At 59.0% G+C, this 22101-nt stretch carries 16 protein-coding genes; 7 read left to right on the top strand and 9 right to left on the bottom strand.

The features are described from left to right. Window positions 1–288: 288 nt before the first annotated feature. The 6 genes from lpxC to mutT all read left to right on the top strand — a co-directional run bounded on the left by lpxC (window position 289) and on the right by mutT (window position 8087). On the top strand, window positions 289–1200 hold the full coding sequence (lpxC, locus tag LVD12_RS05165; protein ID WP_237066177.1) for a UDP-3-O-acyl-N-acetylglucosamine deacetylase: 912 nt from the start codon (window positions 289–291) through the stop codon (window positions 1198–1200). Window positions 1201–1702: 502 nt separating this feature from the next. Then, a complete protein-coding gene (locus tag LVD12_RS05160) occupies window positions 1703–2641 on the top strand; it encodes a M23 family metallopeptidase (protein WP_237066175.1) in 939 nt (312 codons plus the stop codon). Between the two features lie 162 nt (window positions 2642–2803). Next, window positions 2804–5551 carry a preprotein translocase subunit SecA gene (secA, locus tag LVD12_RS05155; RefSeq protein WP_237066173.1) on the top strand — a complete coding sequence of 916 codons (2748 nt, stop codon included), beginning with the start codon at window positions 2804–2806 and terminating at the stop codon, window positions 5549–5551. 492 nt (window positions 5552–6043) lie between these two features. Beyond that, window positions 6044–7246 carry a bifunctional glutamate N-acetyltransferase/amino-acid acetyltransferase ArgJ gene (gene argJ / locus LVD12_RS05150; protein WP_237066171.1) on the top strand — a complete coding sequence of 401 codons (1203 nt, stop codon included), beginning with the start codon at window positions 6044–6046 and terminating at the stop codon, window positions 7244–7246. 104 nt (window positions 7247–7350) lie between these two features. After that, complete coding sequence (locus tag LVD12_RS16070) at window positions 7351–7482, top strand: hypothetical protein (RefSeq protein ID WP_255771450.1); 132 nt, start codon at window positions 7351–7353, stop codon at window positions 7480–7482. A gap of 200 nt (window positions 7483–7682) precedes the next feature. Continuing rightward, the gene (mutT, locus tag LVD12_RS05145) at window positions 7683–8087 is read left to right on the top strand and encodes an 8-oxo-dGTP diphosphatase MutT (protein ID WP_237066169.1); all 405 of its coding nucleotides are present in this window, start codon (window positions 7683–7685) and stop codon (window positions 8085–8087) included. Between the two features lie 732 nt (window positions 8088–8819). On the opposite strand, the gene yacG is transcribed toward mutT, so the two are convergent. From yacG to pilB, 5 genes are all read right to left on the bottom strand, one after another. Continuing rightward, window positions 8820–9047 carry a DNA gyrase inhibitor YacG gene (yacG, locus tag LVD12_RS05140; RefSeq protein WP_237066167.1) on the bottom strand — a complete coding sequence of 76 codons (228 nt, stop codon included), beginning with the start codon at window positions 9045–9047 and terminating at the stop codon, window positions 8820–8822. A 16-nt stretch (window positions 9048–9063) separates the two neighbouring features. Further along, window positions 9064–9672 carry a dephospho-CoA kinase gene (gene coaE / locus LVD12_RS05135; protein ID WP_237066165.1) on the bottom strand — a complete coding sequence of 203 codons (609 nt, stop codon included), beginning with the start codon at window positions 9670–9672 and terminating at the stop codon, window positions 9064–9066. Between the two features lie 352 nt (window positions 9673–10024). Next, on the bottom strand, window positions 10025–10909 hold the full coding sequence (locus tag LVD12_RS05130; protein ID WP_237066163.1) for a prepilin peptidase: 885 nt from the start codon (window positions 10907–10909) through the stop codon (window positions 10025–10027). A gap of 13 nt (window positions 10910–10922) precedes the next feature. After that, window positions 10923–12134 carry a type II secretion system F family protein gene (locus tag LVD12_RS05125; RefSeq protein WP_237066161.1) on the bottom strand — a complete coding sequence of 404 codons (1212 nt, stop codon included), beginning with the start codon at window positions 12132–12134 and terminating at the stop codon, window positions 10923–10925. A gap of 98 nt (window positions 12135–12232) precedes the next feature. Continuing rightward, window positions 12233–13945 carry a type IV-A pilus assembly ATPase PilB gene (pilB, locus tag LVD12_RS05120; RefSeq protein WP_237066158.1) on the bottom strand — a complete coding sequence of 571 codons (1713 nt, stop codon included), beginning with the start codon at window positions 13943–13945 and terminating at the stop codon, window positions 12233–12235. A gap of 598 nt (window positions 13946–14543) precedes the next feature. Between pilB and LVD12_RS05110 the strand changes: the two genes are divergently transcribed. Next, window positions 14544–14978 (top strand): pilin, encoded by a 435-nt coding sequence (locus LVD12_RS05110; RefSeq protein ID WP_305080506.1) that lies wholly within the window; start codon window positions 14544–14546, stop codon window positions 14976–14978. A 106-nt stretch (window positions 14979–15084) separates the two neighbouring features. Here LVD12_RS05110 and LVD12_RS05105 read toward each other — a convergent pair whose 3' ends face one another. The 4 genes from LVD12_RS05105 to imuA all read right to left on the bottom strand — a co-directional run bounded on the left by LVD12_RS05105 (window position 15085) and on the right by imuA (window position 21973). Further along, the gene (locus LVD12_RS05105) at window positions 15085–18639 is read right to left on the bottom strand and encodes an error-prone DNA polymerase (RefSeq protein WP_237066156.1); all 3555 of its coding nucleotides are present in this window, start codon (window positions 18637–18639) and stop codon (window positions 15085–15087) included. A gap of 327 nt (window positions 18640–18966) precedes the next feature. Further along, complete coding sequence (locus LVD12_RS05100) at window positions 18967–19257, bottom strand: GIY-YIG nuclease family protein (protein WP_237066155.1); 291 nt, start codon at window positions 19255–19257, stop codon at window positions 18967–18969. Between the two features lie 352 nt (window positions 19258–19609). Beyond that, a complete protein-coding gene (locus LVD12_RS05095) occupies window positions 19610–21121 on the bottom strand; it encodes a Y-family DNA polymerase (protein WP_237066154.1) in 1512 nt (503 codons plus the stop codon). Window positions 21122–21265: 144 nt separating this feature from the next. After that, window positions 21266–21973, bottom strand: a complete 708-nt coding sequence (gene imuA / locus LVD12_RS05090; RefSeq protein ID WP_237066153.1) for a translesion DNA synthesis-associated protein ImuA — start codon at window positions 21971–21973, stop codon at window positions 21266–21268. Window positions 21974–22101 lie beyond the last annotated feature (128 nt).

The following is a 22101-nucleotide window of genomic DNA, read 5'->3' as shown; positions in this document are numbered from 1 at the left end:
CATGCGGTCGGAGCAGTAGCCCGGGTTAACCCGGGTTTACTTTTATTGACAGCGTGTGCCCAGGGAAGCGCATTACAATAGGGCCATGGCGCAGCAGTCTTCGCACTGGACTAAGCTGAAAGGGAAGGATTGAAACCTTTGTCAGCATTGTCTGTATGACAGGCGGGGCGTTGTGACAGGGTAGTCAGGATGACTGTCATCTTATTGGTGGTCTTGGCGTGTCAATTCTGCTAGGATTGCCGGCTTGCTGCGGCTCGAGCCGCTTACCGACTGGGAAAACACGAATACATGATCAAACAGCGCACACTGAAAAATGCTATCCGCGCCACAGGCGTGGGCCTCCACACTGGCAAGAAGGTCGTCCTGACCCTCAAGCCGGCGCCGGTGGACACTGGCATTATTTTCCGTCGCACCGATCTGGATCCGGTGGTAGAAATTGAAGCCCGCGCCGAGAACGTGGGTGACACCCTGCTGTCCACCACCCTGGTGAAAGACGATGTCCGCGTGGCGACCGTCGAGCACCTGCTGTCCGCCATGGCGGGCCTGGGTATCGATAATGCCGTGGTCGAGCTGTCCGCCCAGGAAGTACCGATCATGGACGGCAGCGCCGGTCCGTTTGTATTCCTGATCCAGTCCGCTGGCATCCAGGAGCAGTCCGCGCCGAAGAAATTCCTGCGCATCAAGAAGCCGGTCACCGTGGAAGAGGGCGATAAGGTCGCCAGCTTCCTGCCGTTCAACGGCTTCAAGGTCTCGTTCACCATCGATTTCGATCACCCGGTGTTCCAGGGCCGCAATCTGTCCTCTTCCGTAGACTTCTCCAGCACCTCGTTTGTGAAGGAAGTCAGCCGCGCGCGCACCTTCGGTTTCATGCATGAAATCGAGTACCTGCGCTCCAAGGGCCTGGTACAGGGCGGCAGCGTGGACAACGCTATCGTCATCGACCAGTACCGCATCCTCAACGAGGGCGGCCTGCGTTACGAAGACGAATTCGTGAAGCACAAGATCCTGGACGCCATCGGCGACCTGTACCTGCTGGGCACCAGCCTGATCGGCGAGTACAAGGCGTTCAAGTCCGGGCATGCACTGAACAACAAGTCCCTGCGCACCCTGATGGCGCAGGAAGACGCCTGGGAAATGGTGACCTTCGAAGATGAAGAAGAGTCCCCAATCTCCTACGTCAAACCCATCCTGGCGGTCTGAGCCGGGAGTTGAAAAAAACCGGCACGGAAATTGCCGGTTTTTTTGTTTGGGGACCGGGTCGGAATTGTGCCCGCCCCGACATTTTCGAGCAGCCGACCAGTGTTACAGTGAAGGGAATCGTCGGCTCGCATGCCAATGGACAGGCGTGAAAGAGGGAATCTCTGACCAAATCCGTGATGCCTCTGGCTTTCAGAGCGGTTCACAATCAAGGCGCAGCTTTGCAGGAATGTCCAGACCTTCCAAGAAGCTGCAACGCAGAGTGTGAACCGCTCTGAAAGCCCCTCCGGGCGGGCCCTGAAGGCCCCAGCTGCTTCGTTGCAGCTCTTGCAAAGGGCTTGAGCCATTCGGGGCAAGCTGCGTCTTGCATCTGCAGCCTTCAGGACCCGCAGAGATATTACGGATTCGGTCAGAGGTTCCCTGGTGTATCAGGGAGAGGTTACGCCCTGCAGAGCAGCAGAAAGAGAAGACAACAACAGACTGCCAAACCCGAACACGCCCTGTTATGAAAATTATCCTGGTCAATGAGCGCGGCGGCATGTCGCGCACCTTCCGCTTCGGCGGCCTGAGCAAAGCCCTGCTGGGGCTGTGCCTGCTCGGCCTGCCCGTGGGCGCTTTCCTGGTCGGGACCAACCTGCCCATGGTGGAAAGCGATGTCTTCGATTCCCGCACTGCCAAGGCCTGGAACAAGGCCCTGCGCAAGCAGCAGGAACAGATCGACGCGGCCGACCGCCACGCCCGCGAACAGCTCACTGCCCTGACCGTCAAGATGGCGGAGATGCAGGCCCGCCTGACCCGAATTGATGCCCTCGGCGAACGCCTCACCACCGTGGCCAAGCTCGACGAGGGGGAATTCCAGTTTGGTTCCGCCCCGGCGCTGGGTGGCCCCGAGGATCCCGGCATCGCCGGTGCCGCCGAGCTGCCGTACCAGCCGCCGGAATTCGTCGAGGCGCTGGGTGATCTGTCGGACCAGATCGAAGACCGCCAGATGCAGATGAGCACCCTCGAATCCCTGCTGGCCCGCCGCCAGCTGCAGGACGAGCAGTTCATCGCCGGTCGCCCCATCTCCCGTGGCTGGATGTCCTCCCGCTACGGCTATCGTACCGATCCCTTCAGCGGCCGCCGCTCCTGGCACAAGGGTGTGGACTTCGCCGGCAAGAACGGTTCCGACGTGGTGGCAGTGGCCTCCGGCGTGGTGACCTGGGCCGAGGACCGCCACGGCTACGGCCAGCTGGTGGAAATCAATCACGGCAACGGTTACAAGACCCGCTACGGCCACAACAGTGAGATCAAGGTCAAGCTGGGTGACGTGGTCAAGAAGGGCCAGGTCATCGCCCTGATGGGCTCCAGCGGCCGCTCCACCGGCCCACACGTACACTTCGAGGTGTACAAGAACAACCGCCCGGTTGACCCGGCGACCTACATCCGCCGCACCGGCCGGTAACAACTATCCTTCCTATGCGCCAGGGCCGCTCTCCCGGGGAGTTGCGAGTCTTGGCGCCTTCCTGTTTACTTGCACCCCTTGTCGGTCTCCGGCCCCATTGCCGTGAGACGCCGGCCCCGCAGAGGGCCGGACCCGCAATCTGAATTAAGTGGTTTCTACATAATGATTGGCACACTGATAAAAACGGTCTTCGGCTCAAAAAATGACCGCGAGATCAAGCGCATGCGGAAGGTCGTGGCGAAGATCAACGCCTTCGAGGACGAGTACCAGCAACTCGACGACGCCGCGCTGAAAGCCAAAACTGACGAATTCAAGCAGCGCCTCGCCGATGGCGAGTCCCTCGACCAGCTGCTGCCGGAGGCTTTTGCCGCCGTGCGCGAGGCCAGCCGCCGCACCCTCGGCCTGCGCCATTTCGACGTACAGATGATTGGTGGCATGACCCTGCACGAGGGCCACATCGCCGAGATGCGTACCGGTGAGGGCAAGACCCTGGTGGCCACGCTGCCCGCCTACCTCAATGCCCTCGAAGGCAAGGGCGTGCATATCGTGACCGTGAACGACTATCTGGCCGGCCGTGACGCCAACTGGATGCGCCCGGTGTACGAGTTCCTGGGCATGAAAGTCGGTGTGGTCGTCTCCGGGCAGCACCCCGACGACAAGAAGGCCGCCTACCAGGCCGACATCACCTACGGCACCAACAACGAATTCGGCTTCGACTACCTGCGCGACAACATGGTCCTGCGCAAGGAAGACCGGGTACAGCGCCCGCAGAACTTCGCCATCGTCGATGAAGTGGACTCCATCCTGATTGACGAAGCCCGGACTCCGCTGATCATCTCCGGTGCCGCGGAAAACTCCTCAGAGCTCTACCTGGCCATGAACCGCCTGGTACCTCAGCTCGAGCGCGCCGTCGAGGGCGGTGAGGGCCACTATTCGGTGGACGAAAAGACCCGTCAGGTCGAGCTGACTGAAGACGGTCACCAGCTGGTGGAAGACCTGCTGGCCCGCGGCGGCTTTATCAAGCCGGACGACTCCCTCTATTCCCCGGGCAACCTGGGCCTGCTGCATCATGTGCATGCGGCACTGCGCGCGCACGTACTGTTCAACCGCGATGTCGACTACATCGTGCAGAACGGCCAGGTGGTGCTGATCGACGAGCACACCGGCCGCACCATGCCCGGCCGCCGTCTGTCCGAGGGCCTGCACCAGGCACTGGAAGCGAAAGAGAGCGTGCAGATCCAGAGCGAGAGCCAGACCCTGGCCTCCACCACTTTCCAGAATTTGTTCCGCTTCTACCCCAAGCTGGCCGGCATGACCGGTACCGCAGATACCGAGGCGTTCGAGTTCCGCCAGATCTACGGCCTCGACGTGGTGGTGATCCCCACCAACAAGCCCAAGCAGCGGGAAGACCTGAACGACCTGGTCTACCTGACCAAAGAAGAGAAGATGGATGCCATCATCGAGGACATCAAGTACTGCCGTGACAAGCAGGCGCCGATCCTCGTGGGCACAGCCTCCATCGAGACCTCCGAGGAAATGTCCCGCCGCCTGACCAAGGCCAAGATCAAGCATCAGGTACTGAACGCCAAGTACCACGAGAAGGAAGCGCAGATCATCGCCCAGGCGGGCCGTCCCGGCACCGTCACCATCGCCACCAACATGGCCGGTCGTGGTACCGACATCGTGCTCGGTGGTAACTGGGAGGCGGAAGTCGAGGAACTGCGCGAGAAGGAGGGCCGCGAGCCCACCGAAGCGGAGATCGACAAGATCAAGGCCGAGTGGAAGAAGCGCCACGACACCGTGATCGAGGCCGGTGGCCTGCACATCATCGGCACCGAGCGCCACGAATCCCGCCGAATCGACAACCAGCTGCGCGGCCGTGCCGGCCGTCAGGGCGATCCGGGTGTGACCCGTTTCTACCTGTCACTGGAAGACAGCCTGATGCGCATCTTCGCCTCCGACCGGGTGAAGAACTTCATGCAGATGCTGGGCATGGAGAAGGGCGAGGCCATCGAGCACCGCATGGTGTCCAATGCCATCGAGAAGGCCCAGCGCCGCGTGGAAGGCCGCAACTTCGATATCCGCAAACAGCTGCTGGAATACGACGACGTCGCCAACGACCAGCGCCAGGTCATCTACGGCCAGCGTAACGAACTGCTGGAAGCAGAGAACATCAGCGACACCATCACCGCCATCCGGGCGGATGTGGTCGACGAGCTGATTTCCGGCTTCGTGCCGCCGCAGAGCGTGGAAGAGCAGTGGGATATCCCCGGCCTGGAAAAACAGCTGGCCGGCGAGCTGGGCCTGGAGTTGCCGATTCAGCAGTGGCTGGACGAGGACCGCACCCTCCACGAGGAGAGCCTGCGCGAGAAGATCATCGCCACCGCCCAGGAAGCCTACGATGCGAAGGTAGCCCGTATCGGCGAGTCCACCGGTGACACCAACCTGATGCCCACCATCGAGCGCCAGATCATGCTGCAGGTGCTGGACCAGCTGTGGAAAGAGCACCTGGCCAGCATGGACCACCTGCGTGCGGGTATCGGCCTGCGCGCATACGCCAACAAGAACCCCAAGCAGGAGTTCAAGCGCGAGTCCTTCCACCTGTTCCAGAGCCTGCTCGACAACCTCAAGCACGAGGTGATCCGTGTCCTGGCCCACGTAGAGCCCATGACCCGCGAACAGATGGAAGAAATGGAAATGCGCCGCATCGAGGCACAGCGCAAACAGCAGCTGGAACTCCAGCACGCCCAGGCATCCGCCATGCCCGGCGCCGAACAGGCCCCCGAGGCCACCCCGGAACCAGCCCGCCGCGGCCCCCGCGTCGGCCGCAACGACCCGTGCCCCTGTGGCTCCGGCAAGAAGTACAAACAGTGCCACGGCAAACTGGCGTCCTCGACCCAGCAGGGCTGATCCAGCGCACTCCGAACCGGGCCACGTGGGTGGCCCGGTGAACCCTCGGGTTACCAAACGGGGAAGACCAAAACCTCTCCACCGTCGTCATGCCGGCGCAGGCCGGTATCCAGCCACTACCGCAATACCCAACGCCTGGGGCCCTTAATCGCGATCCAGGGCTAACTGGATCCCGGATCAAGTCCGGGATGACGACACGGGCCAACAATCCCCTCCATCGTCATGCCGGCGCAGGCCGGTATCTATTGCTAAGCCCATTTATGCGTCGTCATCCCGGCGAAGGCCGGGATCCAGTACCCAGCTCACCGATGCACCGTTAAGCCGGGGCAGCTTCATGCAGCGCCTAAAAATATTCTGCTGTTTGGCATCCACAAACCGCAGAAATCCCCGATTCTCGCTTGTCTCCCATCCTCCCCCCTTCGATAATGTCGCCTTTACAATCCTGCCACTGCACAGAAGTGGCCTTGAGGGAGGCCTGCCGGCCAAGAAGCCATGTCCGTAAACCTACTGCCGCAAATCCCGGGAATTCGCCTTGCCTGTGTGCCTGCCAAGATCAAGAACTGGTCCCGCGATGACCTTCTGCTGATCGCCATCGATGAGGGCGCCAGCGTCTCCGCCACCTTCACCCAGAATGCCTTCTGCGCTGCACCGGTGACGGTAGCGAAGGAGCACATCCGCGGCGGGTCGACCCGGGCATTGCTGGTCAATGCGGGCAACGCCAACGCCGCCACTGGCGAGCGCGGTATTGCCGATGCGAGGGCCTGCTGTGAGGCAGTGGCAGCCGCGCTGGACATCCGTCCCGAGCAGGTACTGCCATTCAGTACCGGCGTTATCGGTGAGCACCTGCCGGTCCAACGGATCCTGGCCGGGGTCCCCCAGGCTGCACAGCAGCTGCATGCCGACGGCTGGGATGCGGCGGCGAAAGCCATCATGACCACCGACACCCGGCCCAAGACCGCCAGCCGCACCGTCGAGATTGCTGGCGAGCAGGTCCGCATGGTCGGTATCGCCAAGGGCGCCGGCATGATCCAGCCAAACATGGCCACCATGCTGGCCTACGTCGCCACCGATGCCGCCATTGCCCAGCCTTTGCTGGATGAGTTGGTCCGGGAAGCAGTCTCGGCCTCGTTCAACCGCATCAGCATCGACGGCGATACCTCCACCAACGATGCCTGCGTCTTGATCGCCAGCGGCAAAACCGGCCCGGCGGTGACGGATGCCCACAGCGAGGAATATGCCTCCCTTAAAAAGGCGATCACGGATGTCCATGTCGAACTGGCGCAGGCAATCGTCAAAGACGGCGAGGGTGCGACCAAGTTCGTCACCGTGCAGGTCACCGGCGCCGCCAGCAGCATAGAAGCGCTGAGAGTCGCCTTCGAAGTGGGCGAGTCCCCCCTGGTAAAGACCGCCCTCTATGCCTCAGACCCCAACTGGGGCCGGCTGGTAATGGCGGTGGGTAACGCCGGTATTGAAGGGCTGGATCCGGCCAAGGTGAACATCTACCTGGATGACGTGCAGGTAGTGGAGTCTGGCGGCCGCGCGGCCTGCTACACCGAGGAGCAGGGGGAGCAGGTGTTCACCCGGCCTGAATTCACGATCCGCGTCGATCTCGGCAGGGGCGATTGCCAGGAGCATATCTGGACATGCGACTTCTCCCATGACTACGTGACCATCAACGCCGAATACCGCACCTGACGACTCATAAGTTATGGGGCCTGCAGCCGTCACCGGCCGGGCCCCTGATATAACAATGCTATACCTATCAGTAAGGTCTCCATTCACAGGCAGGAGCCAAACTGATGATGAAATTTGTCTGGGCGATCCTGATCGTGCTCGCCATCCTGATGTTCGGCCGCTTTATGGTCGATACGGTCACAACCCACGACGAACCGATCGAGACACTCCCACCTGAGGAAGATCAGGGGCCCTGAGCAACGGGTCAGCGTTTATCGACGCTGACGCGCCGTAAGCTCCGGCTACCAGATCCTGTCCCCGAGCCTCCAACGTCGGTCTTCACCGCAATCTTTCCCTGACCCGGGATGCCATCATCGGCAAGGCGGGTTCCCCTGCCTTGAGAAATCCTTGCCAGCGCCGTATAACAGGCGCTTTCGCTTGAGGCACAGAGGTTCCCGTGAGCAAAGTCATCCATGTCGCCGTCGGCGTCATCCTCGGGCCGGATGGCCGCATCCTGATCGCCCGCCGCCCCGACCATCTGCATATGGGCGGGCGCTGGGAATTTCCCGGTGGGAAAGTGGAAGAGAGCGAGAGCGTGCAGCAGGCACTGGAGCGGGAGTTGCGTGAGGAAATCGCCATCGAGGTAAAAGCCCTCCGCCCCCTCACTGAAATACGCCACGACTACCCCGAGAAGACGGTCCTGCTGGATACCTGGTGGGTAACCAAATTCAACGGTGAGCCCCGCGGCCTGGAAGGCCAGGAAATCCGCTGGGTAGCACGCGATGAGCTGGACCACTACCAGTTCCCGGATGCCAACCAGGCGATTATCGAAGCGATCCGGAAGAGCGAAGCCACCATCTAGGTAAGGGCACCCCCTACCGCGCACGACAGAAGCACTGTCGTCATACCGGCGCAGGCCGGTATCCATTTCCCACCGGATTTCGCCAACCCGTTGAAACTGGATCCCGGATCAAGTCCGGGATGACGACAGTGGGTGGAGCTGGGCCAGAGCCCGGGATCAGACAAGAGCATGTTTAACCCCCGTCGTCATACCGGCGTAGGCCGGTATCCATGAACCATGGAGCTTTGCTAACCCCCGAAGCTGGATGCCGGATCAAGTCCGGCATGGCGACATTGGGTGGACAAAGGGCCAAACCCGGAATCAAGCGAGAACAGACTTACTCTCCCTCGTCATACCGGCGCAGGCCGGTATCCAGGATCACGGAGCTTTGCTAACCCCCGAAGCTGGATGCCGGATCAAGCCCGGCATGACGACAGTGGGTGGACCTGGGCCAGAGCCCGCGATCAGGCAAGAGCAGGCTTAACCCGCCGCCGTCATACCGGCGCAGGCCGGTATCCATGAACCACGGTGCCTTGCTAACCCCTAAAGCTGGATGCCGGATCAAGCCCGGCATGACGACAGTGGATGGACATGGGAGCGAGTCTGGAATCAGGCGAGAGCAGACTCAACCCGTCGTCATACCGGCGCAGGCCGGTATCCAGGAGACCACGGAGCAGGAAGTCGTCTAGAGAGGTCGAAATTTCAGAATAACTGCAGAACACGCAGTTCAATCAGGGGGCAGGGGCCTAGCCCTCAATGCCGCGTCTTACTCGGATCCAGATCGTCACTCAGCACATCATCATAAACCGGCTGACCGGGAATCTTGTGCCCCTCACTGGCCCATTCCCCCAGGTCAATCAGCTTGCAGCGCTCACTGCAGAAGGGCCTGAAGGGATACTTCGCACTCCACTCGATCGGCTTCTTACACGTCGGGCAAGTCAGGGAAGGCTTGTCAGAGGGGGAGGTCTTCTTACTACTCATAACTCTTCAATCGAATTCATTGGCCAGCCGCTGCCAGCTCCAAATAATGCGCATGCAGCGCATGCACCTGGGCCGTGAGGCTGGCCAGGTCGCCGGAGTTGTCCAGCACATCGTCCGCTTTCTGCAGCCGCTCCACGCGCGGCAACTGCGCTGCCATGATCTTGCGAATCTGCTCCGGGTCATTGCGGTCACGGGCACTGGCCCGCTCGATCTGCATCTCCTCCGGCAGGTCCACCACGCACACGCGCTGTACCAGTGTATCCTGTCCGGACTCGATTAGCAGGGGGCTCTCCAGAATCGCATAGGGGCTGCTGGCGGCCGCCAGGGCCTGAACGATCTCCTCGCGGATCAGCGGGTGCAGCAAGCCCTCCAGCCAGCGGCGCTCGTCCTCATTCTCGAATACCAGCTGCCGCAACCGCGCCCGGTCCAACTCACCGCTCTTTAGCAATACATCGGCCCCGAAGTGCTCGGCAATCTGCTCCAGCGCCGGCCGCCCCCGCTGCACCACAACCCGCGCTGCCCAGTCCGCATCGACGACCGTGATCCCCAGCGCCTGAAAGGCATCCGCCGCAGCGGACTTGCCACTGCCGATACCTCCAGTCAGACCAACAATATAGCGAGCCATCGCATTAGCCTTTGCCGCTTGCTCCCGTCGTCATACCGGCGCAGGCCGGTATCCAAAAACCACTGAAGTGTGCTCAGGCACCAGGCTAGCATCCCAACCCCGAGCCCAATGAATCCCGAATCGGGCAACAAATCGCGACTTAGCCCAATCCCCACTTCCATCGTCATCCCGGCGCAGGCCGGGATCCAGAAAACCAGTGAAGTGTGTTCAAGGACAGGGCTGGCATCCCAACTCCTAGGCCAATGGATCCCCAATCGGGCCACAAATCGCGACTTGGGCCAATCCCCACTCCCGTCGTCATCCCGGCGCAGGCCGGGATCCAGAGACCACCGCGCAGAGCTTTAGCGTGGACCTAAGACCCGAGACCAGAATAAGCCAGATACCACCCCACGATCTGCTCACCCCAAAGCATGGCAATCCAGCCAGCCCCCGCCAGATAGGGCCCAAAGGCAATCGGCAGGTTCTTGTCGCGCCCGGCAATGGTCGTCCAGGTCAGGCCTGCGACAGCACCCACCGCAGCAGACAGCAGAATCACCAGCGGCAACATCTGCCAGCCAAACCAGGCACCAATAGCCGCCAGAATCTTGAAGTCCCCGGCCCCCATGCCTTCCTTGCCGGTCACCAGCTTGAAGATGTGGTAGACCGCCCACAGCGACAGATAACCGGCCACCGCACCGATCACCGCATCCTGCAGCGGAACAAACACACCCCAGATATTGATCACCAGCCCCGCCCAAAGCAGCGGCAACGTGATCTGGTCCGGCAGCAGCTGCTTGTCGAAGTCGATTCCGGTCAGTGCAACCAGTGCCCAGGTAAATACACAACCGGCCAGCGCCTGCCAGGTAAAGCCCAGCTGCCAAACCACAATTGCGGTCAGCAGGCCGGTGGCCAGCTCGACCAGCGGATAGCGCTTGGAAATCTTCGTCCCGCAGAAACCACACTTGCCGCCCAGCAGCAGGTAGCTCACCACCGGGATGTTGTGCCAGGGCTTGATCTCGGCATCGCAGTTAGGACAGTGGGAGTGGGGCAGGATCAGGTTGAAGGTCTCATCGAGGTCCTTCTTTTCGGCAGGATCTGGTGTCTGATCAAAGTAACTGTAGAAGTCCCGCTTGTACTCCCTCTCCATCATGATCGGGAGGCGGTAGATGACAACATTAAGGAAGCTGCCGATCAGCAGCCCCAAAACAAAAGCGCTGCCCAAGAGCAGCGCTGGATAAGAAACAAAAGTATCTAACATTGTGAAATTCTTTTTACACTACCTGTCCCAGCTGGAAGATCGGCAGGTACATGGCGATCATCAGACCGCCGACCAGAATGCCGAGTACCGCCATAATCATCGGCTCAAGAAGGGTGGTCAGGTTGTCGACCATGTTATCTACAGCTTCTTCGTAGAAGTCCGCTGCTTTAGCCAGCATGTCGTCCAGTGCACCGGACTCTTCACCAATCGCCGCCATTTGTACCAGCATCGTAGGGTACAGGCCAGAGCTACGGAGCGCGGCATTGAGGGGGATACCAGTGGCAACAGAGTCCCGGATCTTGAGGGTGGCTTGCTCATAGACACTGTTGCCAGTGGCGCCAGCAACAGACTTGAGTGCGTCGATCAGTGGCACGCCCGCAGCAAAAGTGGTGGACAGGGTGCGAGCAAAGCGAGCTGAAATTGAGTTGTATGTGATGGTGCCGAGTATAGGTAGCTTCAAGACCAGTCGATCAAAGAACTGAGCCACTTTTCTGTTGCGTTTCTTTGCCTCGATCGTGCCGCCAATCACGACTACCACGGCGATCAAGGCCATAAACCAGTTTGCTTGCATCCACTCCGACATCCCGACAACCAGTTGCGTGAAGGCTGGAAGATCGGCACCGAAGCTGGAGAATGTCTCGGCAAACTGTGGGACTACTTTGATCAACAGAATGGAGGTCACGATGATTGCCACAACGATGACCGCAATTGGGTAGGTCATCGCCTTCTTGATCTTGGCCTTGAGCTGCTCGGTCTTTTCCTTGTAGGTGGCGATCCGGTCGAGCATCGTCTCAAGTGCACCCGATTGCTCGCCAGAAGCAACCAGATTACAAAACAGGTCATCGAAATAGTAAGGGTGCTTGCGCAAAGACTCTGCAAAGGAGGTGCCGGAGGCTACATCATCCCGGATCTTGTAGACCAAAGACTTAACCCCGTCATTGTCGAGACCGTCGGCCACAATCTCAAAACTCTGAACCAGTGGCACACCCGCTTTCATCATGGTGGCCATCTGGCGAGTGAAGAGAGCGATATCAGCAGGCTTGACTTTCTTCTTGCCGCCAAAAAGTGGCTTTGGCTTCTTCTGGACTCTGTTGGCAATGATCCCCTGCTTGCGCAACTGCGCCTTGATTAGCGCGGGGTTGGTGCCGTTGATCTCTCCCTCGACCTTGTTGCCTTTACTGTCTACACCTTTGTAGACATAAGCGACTGCGGTGGCATTGGCCATGGTTCGGTTCCTGTTGTTATTCTGCCGCGGTACTGCCGCGCTTAGTAGCTTCATATCGTCATTCCGGCGCAGGCCGGAATCCAGTACTGAAGACTGGTTTAATCGTTAGTCACCCGGTTAGCTTCTTCCAGGCTTGTCACACCCATTACTACCTTACGCAATGCCGAGGTGCGCAGGTTATTGAAGCCTTCTTTGCGGGCCTGGTCTGCGATCTGGATGGAGTTACCCCCCTCCATGATAATTCGGGAAATCCCGTCAGTGATGCGAACTACTTCATACACACCGACTCGGCCTTTATAGCCCTTGGAACAATGCTCACAGCCTACGGGTTGGTAGATCTTCCACTCGTTCTTGGGAATGGTCACTGAGTCAAAGCCCTCTTCCTTCAGGACTTCCTCAGGGAGGTTTGCCGGCTTCTTGCACTCGCCACAAAGCCGGCGAGCCAGTCGCTGGGCGATAATCAGGCTCACAGAGGTGGCAATATTGAACGTGGGTACCCCCATGTTCATCAGGCGTGTCAAGGTCTCTGGGGCGGAGTTGGTATGCAGCGTAGATAGCACCAGGTGACCGGTCTGGGCGGCCTTGATGGCGATCTCCGCAGTCTCAAGGTCCCGGATTTCCCCCACCATGACGATATCCGGATCCTGACGTAAGAAGGAGCGCAGGGCATCGGCGAAGTTAAGTCCTACCTTGGCATTGACGTTGACTTGGTTGATGCCCTCCAGGTTGATTTCTACCGGGTCTTCGGCGGTGGAGATATTCCGTTCTGAGGTATTGAGGATGTTGAGGCCGGTATATAGGGATACGGTCTTACCGGAGCCGGTTGGGCCGGTCACCAGGATCATACCCTGGGGCTGCGCCAGGGCATCCAGATACATCTTCTTCTGGTCTTCTTCATAGCCCAGGGCATCAATGCCCATTTTGGCAGAAGATGGGTCGAGAATTCGCAATACGATCTTCTCCCCCCAGAGAGTAGGCAGGCTGTTGACCCGGAAGTCGATGGCCTTGGTCTTGGATAGCTTCATCTTGATGCGGCCGTCCTGGGGTACCCGACGTTCCGAGATGTCCATCTTGGACATCACCTTCAAGCGCGCAGAGATACGGGGGGCCAACTGGATCGGTGGTTTGGCGATTTCATGCAGAACGCCATCGGTGCGGAAGCGCACCCGATAGGCCTTTTCATAAGGCTCAAAATGGATATCCGATGCCCCGGTGCGGATGGCGTCGAGCAACACTTTGTTCACAAAGCGTACAACAGGGGCTTCATCACCACCGGGCTCGTCGTCCTGCGAACGGTCAGGCTCGCCACCCTCAACATCCAGCGCGTCAAGCTCTTCATTATCCATGCCCTCAAGGCCGGCGCCGACATCTCCGCTGTTAGATAGATAGCTCTCAATAGCCTTGGCAAGCTTGTCAGCTTCAACGAGCACAGAATCGGTATTTAGGCCGGTATTGAAGTTAATCTCGTCCAGGGCGGCCAAATTAGTAGGGTCAGCCACGGCCACAAACAGGCGGTTACCGCGTTTGTAGAGCGGTAAAGCGAAATGCTTACTGATTAATTTTTCATCAATCAGTCCCTTGGGAATCAGATCGAAGTTGTAACCACTGAGATCAAACAGGGGGGAGCCAAAAGCATTGGCAGCGATACTGGCGAGCTCTCGGCTCTTTATCAGCTTGGCTTCCACTGCGTGTTGGGCAAAGGTCTGGTTCTCGCGCTTCGCGGCCTTGGTCGCCGTGGCTGCAGTGGCCTCGTCCAGTTTCTGGTCGGCAACCAGCCGCTTGGCTAGACCGCTAAGGGGAATACTACTCATGATTTACCGTGCTGAAACTCGGTGGAGCAATGCTAACTAGCAGTTGCTGTATATTTATTGTTCGCCGGGTGCTTGTTTAATGTAATCCGCTGTCTATAACCAAGCGCTATCAACGTCGGGTCCGTTAAGTGTCTCAATATAGCGAATTCAGTGCCCTAGGCCAATGACTCGAGGTGGCGGGTTGGAGATGTGCCAGCCAGCTGAATCGGGGGATACTGCTGATTGCGAGGACAGTTCAGGCTGGGGCGAGAATCCCTTTCGTCATACCGGCGGAGGCCGGTATCCAGCAAACAGAAGAGGGGTTTGAAGCTGAAAATTAGGAGATCAGCGAATGAGCGTGACTTTGCTTTAAGTTGCTGTCTAAAAATTGAGCGGGAGGTGTGCCTCCGGTGTTCTTCAGCACATTGCGGTGACGCTTTTTGTCAGTTTGTTTTGTTTCATGTCAGCCTAAAGAATTTTTGATCAAAAATTCGGCGACCTGGGTTGAAATTTATGACCAAAGCGCGGTTGCGCGAATTGGCACAAACCTTGTATCGTTTACCCGGACTTCCTCACGGGATTTCACTCGAACAACAATGTCTGTATGGAGACGGTAACAATGAAAAAACAACAGGGTTTTACTCTTATTGAATTGATGATCGTAGTCGCGATCATTGGTATTCTGGCGGCGGTAGCACTGCCGGCGTATCAGGACTACACTGGTCGTGCTCAAGCATCTGAGGCTCTCACAGCTACCGCTGGTCTTCGTTCTGATATAGCTGTGTATCTGTCAGAGCAGGGTACTCTTCCCGTAGCCACTGCCACTGAGGCAGCTACTTTGGTTGCGAATATCGCTGCGTTGGAGGGTAAATACTTTGGCGCGGGCAGCGTAACTTTGACCGGCCCAGGGGTGTTGACTGTCGCCTTCACTTCTGGAGTTCACACCGGTGATACAATGACCCTTACAGCAAACGAGAGTGCTGCGGGTGGTCAAATTGACAGTTGGACTTGTGGTGGTTTGGATACCAAATATATGCCAGCTGCTTGCCGCTAATAAAGTAGCTTTATATGGGTCGTGATTTGCAATATTTGCAATACCAGTCTCGACCTTTTCAAAGCCCCGCACAGCGGGGCTTTTTATTGTTAGTAGAGGAAGCTCCTCAGGTCTTGGCTACACAGTATGTGATCGACTTGAGCTTCAATACTTTGACGTCAATGACTGACCTACCTGCAACCTTGCTTCCTCTCTGTATCCTCCCCTGTAACTCCAATATTTCGGCACGCTGTACTTCTTGAAGGTATTGTTGTTGTATTTGTTCCCAAAGCACCAAATTGACCGTACCTGTCTCATCCTCCAAGGTCATAAACATCACTCCTGCAGCACTTCCAGGGCGTTGCCTGCAGGTGATAAGCCCAATGACGGTTACTTCTTGGCCATTCTGGCAGTTTGTTAGTTCACTGGCCTTGGTGCAATGATGGAACTCCTTCCTTTTTCGTAGTATCGCGATTGGATGCTCGCGCAAGCTCAGGCCGGTGCTGGCATAGTCGCCATAGGTGTTATTGTCAACGGAATTGGTGGGGTTGAAGTGCTCTGAAATTGGTCTCTCTGATTCTAAATTGAATGCTTGCCAAGCGTTGATGTAGCGGTTTTCTTGCAAGCTTTGGAAGGCGTTTGCGCTGGCTATTAGGGCGATCTGTTCTCTTTCAAGGTTAGTTGTCTGGCGAAAGTGGGCCAGAGAATTAAAAGTGGTTTTCCTGCGTGTGATTGTGATGGCTTCCGCGCTTTGCTGGGTGAGGCCTTTGATCAGGCGCATCCCGAGGCGCAGGCCAGCAGCCTTATCATCCTTGGTAGTTATGGATCCCGCCCTGCGCCGGGATGACGAGATCCGGGCCTGAGAGGTTTGCTTATTGGTTACGGTGGGGTCCGGTAATTCCAGTCTGTGGTCCCAGTGGCTGTAATGCACATCAATCGGTAGCACTTTCACATTATGCCGCTGGGCGTCGTAGACCAGCTGGGCGGGGGCATAGAATCCCATCGGCTGGCTGTTCAGAATGCCGCAGTAGAACGCGGCTGGGTGGTGGTGTTTGATCCAGGCGGAGAAGTAGGCGAGCAATGCGAAGCTCGCTGAGTGGGACTCGGGGAAGCCGTAGGCGCCGAAGCCTTTCATCTGCTGGAATAGTTGTTCGGCGAAATCAGTGCGGTAGCCGTTGGCCTGCATGCCCCGGACCAGTTTGTCCTTGAAAGTGTTGAGATTGCCGTTCTTGCCCCAGCTGGCCATGGCGCGGCGGAGTTGGTCGGCCTCGCCCCCGTTGAAGCCGGCGGCGACCATGGAGAGTTTGATCACCTGCTCCTGAAAGATGGGCACACCAAGGGTGCGCTCCAGTACCGGTCGCAGGTTTTCGTGGGGGTAGGTGACCGGCTCCAGGCCCTGCTTGCGCTTCAGGTACGGGTGCACCATGCCACCCTGGATGGGGCCGGGGCGGACGATAGCGATCTCGATGGTGAGTTCGTAGAAATTTCGTGGCTGCAGGCGCGGAAGCATGCTCATCTGGGCGCGGGACTCGATCTGGAATACCCCAACGGTATCGGCGCGGCACATCATTTCATAGACAGCCGGGTCCTCCGGCGGGATGTCCTGGAGGCGCAATTTGGGCCCATAGAGCCCGATATAGGTCAGTGACTTGCGCAGGGCGGTGAGCATGCCCAGTGCCAGGATATCCACCTTCATCAGCTTCAGGTCTTCGATATCTTCCTTATCCCATTGCACGATAGTGCGGTCGTCCATGGCGGCGTTTTCGATCGGCACAAGGGTGTGCAGGGGCTTTTCCGTGATCACGAAGCCACCCACATGTTGGGACAGGTGGCGTGGGAAGCCATAGATCTGCTCCATCAGGCGGGGCAGCATGCGGCCGGTAGCACTGTGCGGATCGATACCCACTTTCTGCATCTGCTTGGGAAAGTCGTCCATGGTGTCCCACCAGGCGCGCTCGGCGATGAGTTGCTCGATGGTGGCGCTGCCAACCCCCAGAGCCTTGCCGATATCTCGCAGGGCGCTCTTGAAGCGGTAGGTGGTTTTGCTGGCGGCGAGGCCAGCGCGCTGGCGGCCGTACTTCCGGTAGATGTACTGGATGATTTCTTCACGCCGCTCGTGCTCGAAGTCCACATCTATATCCGGTGGCTCGTTGCGTTCGCGGGAAATAAAGCGCTCGAACAGCAGGCCGATCCGGTGCGGGTCTATCTCGGTGATAAACAGGCAGTAGCAGACCACCGAATTGGCCGCAGAGCCGCGGCCCTGGTAAAGGATATGCTGGCTGCGGGCGTACTGGACGATGTCGTAGATGGTGAGGAAGTAGTGCTCGTATTCCAGTTCGGCGATAAGGCTGAGCTCCTTTTCGATCTGCTGGGCAATATGGGACGCCGGGCCCTGTGGCCAGCGCACCTTTTGGCCGGTTTCTACTAGCTCGCGCAGATATTCGCTGGCTTTCTTCCCTTTGGGGATGACTTCCGAGGGGTATTGGTAGCGTAGTTCGCTCAGGCAGAAATGGCACTGTTCGGCAATCTTCATGGTGTTGTCGATGGCCTCGCGCGGGAATAGCTGGCCGATGTCATCCAGCGTCCGCAGGTAGCGTTCGGCATTCTGTTCCAGGCGGTAGCCCAGTTCGTCCAGGGTGCAGTGGTGGTAGTTGGCATTGAGGACGTCCTGCAATGGCTTGCGACTGGTGGAGTGCATTAGTACGGCATTGGTAGCTACCAGGGGGAGGTTTTCTTTGCGGGCGAAATCTAGAAGGTTTTGGCCCTGTAGGTTCTGCTGGCCTAGCAGCTGGTTGCTGAAGGCCAGGTACAGGCGTCCGCGGAAGTGATGCTTGATCGCCACGGGGAGTTCCAGGTCACTTCCGGGTATCCAGATGGCGATGCACTCGTGACATTTTTCCAGAAGGTCTTGCAGGTAGGTGCGGTATTGGCCTTTTTCTGCTCGCAGGCGCGAGGTGGATATCAGTTGGCAGAGTTCGCTGTAGGCGCTGCGGGTGGGGGCGAGAAATACAATCTTTTGCCTGCTTTTCGTTTCTTTTTTCCCGGCTTTGGTTTTTTTACTGGCCCCGTTTTCATCTTCTTCGCAATCATCCTCTAAACGGAAATAACTGCCGCAGATGAGCTTCAATGGTATTTCTGGATCCCGGCCTGCGCCGGGATGACGACTGTGGGGTTGGTTGTGGGGCTCTGGTTCTCGAGCCTGCCAACCGCGGGCTTGACGATGGTGGGATTGGTTTTGAGGTAGATTGTTGGGTTCGTAGTGCGGCTGTGATTCTTGGGCCTGATGATCGCCGGGATGACGACAATGGGGTTGGTTGTGGGACTCTGATTCTCGAGCCTGCCAACCGCCGGCTTGGCGATGGTGGGGTTGGTTGTGTGGTGGGTTGTTGGGTTCGTAGTGCCGCTGCGATTCTTGGGCCTGATGATCGCTGGGATGATGACTATGGGAGTGGTTGGTGTTTTGGTTCTCGGGGTACACCCCAGCACCATCATGATGCGAGATGTTTTCGTTGAGCTGTTGGAGTTCGGCATAGGCACGCACTACTCCGGATAGGGAGCATTCGTCGGTTAGTGCCAGTGCGGTATATCCCAGATCGTGGGCGGTGCGTATCAGTTCCTGCGGGTGCGAGGCACCTTGCAGGAAGGAGAAGTTGCTCTGGCAGAAGAGTTCGGCGTACTGCATGGTGGGATTGTTTTGTTACTTGGGGTGATTTGGGGGTTGTGTCGCTTGGTTGGTTCGTAGGTTTCTGGATCCCGGCCTGCGCCGGGATGACGACAGGGGGGGCTTCGTGTCGCTTGGTTGGCTCGTGGGGCTCTGGATCCCGGCCTGCGTCGGGATGACGACAGGTGGGAGCTTTTTGCCCGGGGCGTTGGATCCCTGCGTGAGCAGCGCTGCACTTAAGAGTCGCCGGGATGACGCGGCGGTTCTAGAACGCTCAGTAGATTCATTGACGGTTACCCCATTCTCGTCATGCCGGCGAAGGCCGGCATCCAGATACATGGTCGCGGCTCAGAGAATATCTCGGTAGAGATCCAGCCACTCTGGATTGGACTCTTCAATCAAGCGTACCTTCCAGGCTCTTTTCCATTCCTTGATCGCCTTCTCTCTCGCAATCGCTGTTTCCATCGTGTTGTGCTGCTCGAACCAAACCAGGTTCTTTACGCTGTATTTTTTGGTAAAGCCGTCTGCAAGTTCCTCGCGGTGTTCCCAGATTCGTTTTGTCAGGTCTGAGGTGACGCCGGTGTAGAGGGTGCCGTTGCGTTTGCTGGCAAGGATGTAGACGGCTGGTTGTCTTTTCATTGCCTTAAGCTCCGGTGGTTTCTGGATCCCGGCATACGCCGGGATGACGACAGTGGGGGGGCTTTATTTCGCAAGGGCCCAGGCCCCAAACTTGTGTAGGGGGTTGCTACTGTGATTTGTTCATTGCTCCAGGCTTGTGGATCCCGGCCTACGCCGGGATGACGATAGTGGGGGCTTTGTTGTTCGGTTCGTTGGACCTCGGGCTGTACTGGGATGACGACGGTGGGGGTCTTTGTTGCTCGGTGCGTTGGACTCCAGGCTGTACCGGGATGACGAAAGTGGAGGTTTTTCTGTTGCTCTAGGCTTGTGGATCCCGGCCTGCGCCGGCATGACGATAGTTGGGTTGGTTTGTTCATGCGTAAATGCCCTGCAGATACCACTCCTCTGAAGTCAGGTCCTGGTAGACCCAGTAGAGGCTGCCTTCTTCGCCGCGGGCGATGTAGTAGTCGCGGGCGTGGCGGTGGTGTTGCCACCAGTAGCCGTCGATGCGCTCGGGGCCCTGCAGCAGGTTTATCTCGCCGCGGTAATAGAGCTTGTTGTTGCGGGCCTTGATGGGATCGGGGCGTTGCAGCAGCCAGCTGGGGCGGGGGGCGTTGACGGGTTTTACCTGGTGGCCGTTCTGGCGGCGGCCGCTGTGGAGGATCAGCGTATCGGCGCTCTGCCAGGCCTGTTCCGGCAGATGGCTCTCTCGCAGGGTAACGCCGGACATGGCCTCGTGGCCGAGGCGGGCCTTGAGCTTGTCCAGCAGCTGGTGGCTGCGCTGCAGGTTGGTGCTCTCGCCGAACAGGTCGTCATCCAGTGCACTGGCTTCCAGTGGCTGCAACTGGTCGCAGGTGAGGTGCAGGGCCTGCACTTCCTGCTCCAGTTTGATGCGCTCCAGCTGTAACTTGGTGAGCGCGATCAGGCGCTGCGGGTCTAATAAAGGGCGGGAAACTTCCACGCTCACCACCTTGCAGCCTTTCTGGCCGAAGTCGAGTTTCCAGCGCAATTGCTGGGCATACAGCTGGCGGCGCTGCAGTTGCTGGCAGAGTTCCCGCACCAGCCGTCCGGCGGGAAACAGCAACTGCTCGCTGTTATCCAGCGGGCTGGGGAAAAACAGCTCGCTGTGAAACTGGGGTGGCGGCTGGTAGCTGGCGACCGGGTCATGGCGGCTGCCATTCAGCCGCGCCAGGTAATCCACAAAGCCGCGACCGAAGCGGCTGCCCACTTCCGACAGGGGAATGGCGAGCAGCTGGCTGACCCGCTTGATGCCGCAGGCATAGAGTTTGGCGATGGTCTTGTGGTCGCAGTCCAGCAGCTTGCTGGGGGTAAAGCTGATCCACTGGCGCCATTGCTGGCCAGTAGGGGGAGATTTGGCTTCCTGTAGCCACTGGCGGTGCTCCGACAGCTGGCTGAGCATATGGGCTGCGCTGGGGCTGTGGCCGAGGCCCATCTCTGCTGTGATCTGCATCTGCTCCAGTTCCCGTTGCAGCTGTTGCAGTAGCGGCTGCAGTCCGCCGCTGGCGCGCAGGCAGCCGCTGAGTTCCAGGTACAGGCAGGCGGCGCGGCTCTCGCCATTTTCCACCGGGCCCGCAGCCATGGGCGAGACTACCGGGGTAAAGCTGTAGCCCCACTGGGCCAGTTCCTGCAGCAGTTGGGATTCCCGCTCGGTATCCCGGGTCAACAGTTCCAGATCCGCGCAGAGCGCACAGGCAGTGGCGATGGTGAGGGCGCAGTCGATGCCGCGCCGGCCGGCGGCGGGGTTGGCGTCGACGATCAGTTGCTGTTCGGCCACGGCGCGGGGCCTGCCATCATCAGGGCCGGCCTGGGCGCGGGTGAGGGCCTGCAGGGGCAGGCGGGGGAACTGGATACAGAGCCAGAGCATGGGGCACTCCTGCACTTGTCAGTGCGTGTCTTCGTCAGGGGGATACCACTTCCTGTTTTGGTTTTCTGTTTTGTCTGTTGTCTTGATCCGGTGGGCTGGATTGCCCTGTGGCTGATGCACCGGCGATTGGCCGCCAGCCAGTCCTCAGTGCAGCGGCCGGTCACGGCGGGTCAGGTCGCTGTTGCGCGCCAGGTGCAGCCGCTGCCCGGCCGACCCACCCAGTTGTTTGTGCAGCTGCAGCACCAGTTGTTCGCCGTCACTGGCCAGTTGCAGCCGCAGTGCCGCCGGTGACGGGCTGGCGGCGGAGGAACTGGGACGGAAATGGAAGTGCACGGCATTGCCGTCGCGGGCTGCCACCTGCAGGCGGCGCAGATCCTTGTCGGCTGGCGGCGGGCCGGCCTGCCAGCTGAGCAGGGCACCGCAGCAGCCCGATTGCAGGGTCTGCTCCATAGCCCACAACTGGTCCCGCTGGCCGCGGGGGTGCAGTATCAGCAGCTTTTCCAGCCGGACACCGGCGGCCGCCAGGGCCGGGGCATAGGGAATGAACGGCGGGTTGATCAGCACCACCATCTGCTCGCGTTGGGTCATGTCGGCCAGGGCTGGTAACAAAAGGGACAGCTCGCCGATACCAGACTGGTCCACCAGCAGTTCGGTGGTGGCGCCGCGGGGCCAGCCGTGCCCGGTCAGCAATGCATCCAGGCCTGGATAGCCACTGGCAATGCCGTGCCGCGTGCGCTGTTGCTCATTGGCGGCCTGCCAGATGTCTGGCCGCCGCAGCACCTGGCTCAATCGCTGCTGCCTGGCCTGTTGATCTAACTGCTTGTTTTGGAAAAGGTTTTCTGCATTGCTCATGTCCGCTGCCCTCGTGTTCAGCACTCTGAACAAGCGTGCTGTATGGGTATACAGTAAATACTGGCAATTTATACAGTAGTTGGTTCGGGCTAACAAGGGGAGGGTGAATCGCTGGCGCGGCTTTCCGC

The organism is Microbulbifer guangxiensis (genome assembly GCF_021729075.1).
GTDB lineage: Bacteria > Pseudomonadota > Gammaproteobacteria > Pseudomonadales > Cellvibrionaceae > Microbulbifer > Microbulbifer guangxiensis.
The sequence above is the reverse complement of the archived record's forward strand: the minus strand, read 5'-3'. Positions and strand labels throughout refer to the sequence as shown.